The following is a 3,848-nucleotide window of genomic DNA, read 5'->3' on the forward strand; positions in this document are numbered from 1 at the left end:
TCATGGCTCAGCCATGACACGGACTCTAGGCGGCTCTGCCGCCTGCACCCACGAAGCGCCGCCCAAGAAATCACCAGGAACGAGACCGTTTTTCCCCCTCCTCGTGTCATGGCTCAGCCATGACACGGACTCTAGGCGGCTCTGCCGCCTGCACCCACGAAGCGCCGCCCAAGAAATCACCAGGAACGAGACCCTTTTAAAAGAGTTTAAAAAAGTCTGTACCACGCAGATTCCGAACAAAAATCAGAACCGAAAATCATGACTAATTCCTCCTCCTGACCCATTGAAAATTTCGCTATTTTCTGTTATAATCCCCAAGACCTTGTATCCTGGACTACCAATCATCGCAGCAAGCCTCCCCAAAGTCATTTCATCATGCTAGAGCGACATAATCGGTCATTCTAATCCGAAACAAAAATAAATATAAAGTTGTACCTTATCCCCCTAGAAATCCCATAGAGTTTTTGTTAAAAGTAGAAGTGGACAGAGTGGCAGGTGAGACATAGTGAGCCGCTCTTACGTCCAGCACAGAACTCTTAGAAGAGGAAGAAAAGACGTATGGTCATCGCCAAACCGACACAAGCTCAATTGACCAACTCAACCGAAAACGCCGCCGGGAGTCGCGATCTAACCCCAGCCTGGGATGGATTTAAATCAGGAACCTGGACCAAAGACGTCAATGTCCGGGATTTCATCCAGAAAAACTACAACCTCTATGAAGGAGATGCCGAGTTTCTCAGTGGCGCCAGCGATCGCACTCAGTCCCTCTGGAGCGCCGTACAAGACCTGATGGCCCAGGAACGGGAGAACGGCATTTTAGACGCAGAAACCAAGATTCCCTCAGGGATTACCGCCTACGGACCTGGCTATATCGACCAAAGTTTAGAACAAATCGTCGGTTTGCAAGCCGACAAACCCCTCAAACGGGCGATTATGCCCTATGGTGGCATCCGGGTCGTCAAAAAATCCCTCGAAGCCTATGGCTACGAACTCGACCCCGGGACCGAAGAAATCTTCACCAAATACCGCAAAAGCCACAACGACGGCGTCTTTGATGCCTATACCCCAGAAATCCGCCGCGCCCGTCATTCAGGACTCATCACCGGTTTACCCGATGCTTACGGTCGAGGTCGGATTATTGGCGACTATCGCCGGGTGGCCTTGTATGGAATCGATCGCCTGCTGTTAGACAAACAAGAACAGCAAGCCTCCCTAGAACTCGACGCGATGGACGAAGACACCATCCGGCGGCGGGAAGAACTCTCCGAAGAGATGCGATCGCTGCAAGAACTCAAAGACATGGCCGCCGCCTATGGCTGCGACATCAGCCGACCCGCTGCAACGGCCCAGGAAGCCGTCCAATGGACCTATTTCGGCTATCTCGCGGCGGTGAAAGAACAAAACGGCGCGGCCATGTCCCTCGGTCGGGTTTCCACCTTCCTCGATATCTATTTCGAGCGAGACCTGCAAAATGGTCGCCTCACCGAAGAACAGGCCCAGGAAATCATCGACCACTTTGTCATGAAACTGCGGATGGTGCGTTTCCTGCGCGCTCCCGCCTACAACCAACTCTTCTCAGGAGATCCCACCTGGGTCACCGAATGTATTGGCGGTGTCGGTGAAAATGGTCGTCCTCTAGTGACCAAAAACAGCTTCCGCTTCCTCAACACCCTCTACACCCTCGGTCCCGCGCCCGAACCCAACCTAACCATTCTCTGGTCCAAACGCTTACCGGACAACTTCAAACGCTACTGCGCCCAAGTGTCCATCGATACCTGTTCGACCCAGTATGAGAACGATGACCTGATGCGCCTCGACTATGGCGACGATTATGGCATTGCTTGCTGTGTCAGTGCCATGAAGATTGGCAAGCAAATGCAGTTCTTTGGCGCTCGGGCCAACTTGGCGAAAGCACTTCTCTACGCCATCAACGGCGGGAAAGACGAGATGAGTGGCGAGCAGGTTGGCCCCGACTGGGTTCCGGTTCAGGGAGACGACCTCGACTATGACGACGTAGCCGCCAAGTTCGATCGCTGTCTGGAGTGGTTGTCGCGCCTGTACGTCAACACCCTCAACATCATCCACTTCATGCACGACAAATACGCCTATGAACGGGTGGAATTGGCGCTGCATGACCGAGACGTCTATCGCACCATGGCCTGTGGAATGGCAGGGTTATCAGTGGTGGCTGATGCACTCTGCGCCATTAAATATGCGCGGGTGAAAGTGATTCGCGATGAACGCGGTTTGGTGGTCGACTATGACATCGAGGGAGATTATCCCAAATTCGGCAACAATGACGACCGGGCCGACGAGATGGCTGCCGCCGTGGTGAAGCAGTTTATGAACAAGATTCGCCAACACAAAACCTATCGTGGTTCCGTTCCCACCCAGTCGATTCTCACCATTACCTCCAACGTGGTCTATGGCAAGAAAACCGGCAACACCCCCGATGGTCGTAAAGCCGGCGAACCCTTTGCACCCGGTGCCAACCCCATGCACGGACGGGATACCAACGGGGCGATCGCAGCCTTAGCCTCCGTCGCGAAACTCCCCTATGAGCATTCTCAGGACGGGATTTCCTACACCTTCTCCATTGTGCCGCAGGCCCTTGGGAAACAGGAGGGCGATCGTATCAGCAACCTAGTGGGACTCTTGGATGGCTACTTCAACGACGAAGGTCATCACATCAACGTCAACGTGCTAAACCGAGACACCCTTCTCGAAGCCATGGACCATCCCGAGAAGTACCCACAACTAACGATTCGCGTCTCCGGTTACGCCGTCAACTTCATCAAGCTGACTCGCGAACAACAGTTAGACGTAGTTAATCGCACCTTCCACAGTCACATCTAGCACCCCCTAGACACCAAACCCAGGCCCACCCCAAAATTCCCCTCCTGGGAGGGGTGCCCGCAGGGCGGGGTGGGTCCGAGGATGGGGCAGCCCCGACATAATTCCCCCCCGATTCCTCATTCCCCGCAGAGGGCGACCACAAGGGTACGCCCCTAACTTGTTTTTGTTCCCTTTCCCCCCATGCCGATCTCCCAATCCTCCATCTCAGGCCGAATCCACTCCTTTGAGAGTTGTGGAACCGTCGATGGCCCAGGAATCCGTTTTGTGGTCTTTACCCAAGGCTGTCCCTTACGCTGTCTTTACTGTCATAATCCTGACTGTCAGGAGTTAGGCAGCGGTCGCGAAGTGACGGTGACAGAGATTCTCAAGGAAGTGGTCAAATATCGCTCTTACATGGAGTTTTCTAAGGGTGGCGTGACGGTGACAGGGGGAGAACCTTTAATGCAGCCGGAGTTTGTCGGCGAAATCTTCCGTCAATGTCAAGCCTTGGGCATCCATACCGCCTTAGATACCTCCGGCTATATTCCCGTCGAGGTGGCGAAGCCGGTTTTAGAGAACACGGATTTAGTGCTATTAGATATCAAGTCCTATCAACCGGAAACCTATCGAGCGGTGACCTGTGTTTCCGTTGAACCGACGTTAAAGTTTGCTCGTTATTTGGAAGAGATTGATAAACCGACTTGGATTCGTTTTGTTTTGGTTCCTGAGTTAACGAATCAGGTGGAGAATATGGAAGGACTGGCTCAGTTTTTATCGGGGTTTAGGAATGTGGAGCGGTTGGAGATTTTGCCATTTCATAAGATGGGGGAATATAAGTGGGAGGCTCTTGGCTATGATTATCAGTTAAAGGAGACGCCGGAACCGACTGATGAGCAGGTTCAGGTGGCCAAGGATATTTTTTCCAGGTATCATTTGCCAGTTGTGGCGTGATGACGATTGAAAGGAACCCACCCCGAACCCCTCCTGGGAGGGGATGGCTGTTCACCCTCTCC

Annotated in this window: 2 protein-coding genes; both read left to right on the forward strand. The window is 53.1% G+C overall.

Translation table 11 applies throughout. The features are described 5' to 3' along the window. Positions 1-558 precede the first annotated feature (558 nt). Positions 559-2,856, forward strand: a complete 2,298-nt coding sequence (gene pflB, locus R6U67_RS10300; protein ID WP_410252459.1) for a formate C-acetyltransferase — start codon at positions 559-561, stop codon at positions 2,854-2,856. Between the two features lie 180 nt (positions 2,857-3,036). Next, a complete protein-coding gene (pflA, locus tag R6U67_RS10305) occupies positions 3,037-3,786 on the forward strand; it encodes a pyruvate formate-lyase-activating protein (protein WP_410252460.1) in 750 nt (249 codons plus the stop codon). Positions 3,787-3,848 lie beyond the last annotated feature (62 nt).

Source organism: Sodalinema sp. (genome assembly GCF_046483825.1).
GTDB lineage: Bacteria > Cyanobacteriota > Cyanobacteriia > Cyanobacteriales > Geitlerinemataceae > Sodalinema.

Bases quoted from the DNA above. Each gene is read 5' to 3' on its own strand.
- pflB (WP_410252459.1), top strand. From the start codon at position 559: ATGGTCATCGCCAAACCGACACAAGCTCAATTGACCAACTCAACCGAA.
- pflA (WP_410252460.1), top strand. From the start codon at position 3,037: ATGCCGATCTCCCAATCCTCCATCTCAGGCCGAATCCACTCCTTTGAG.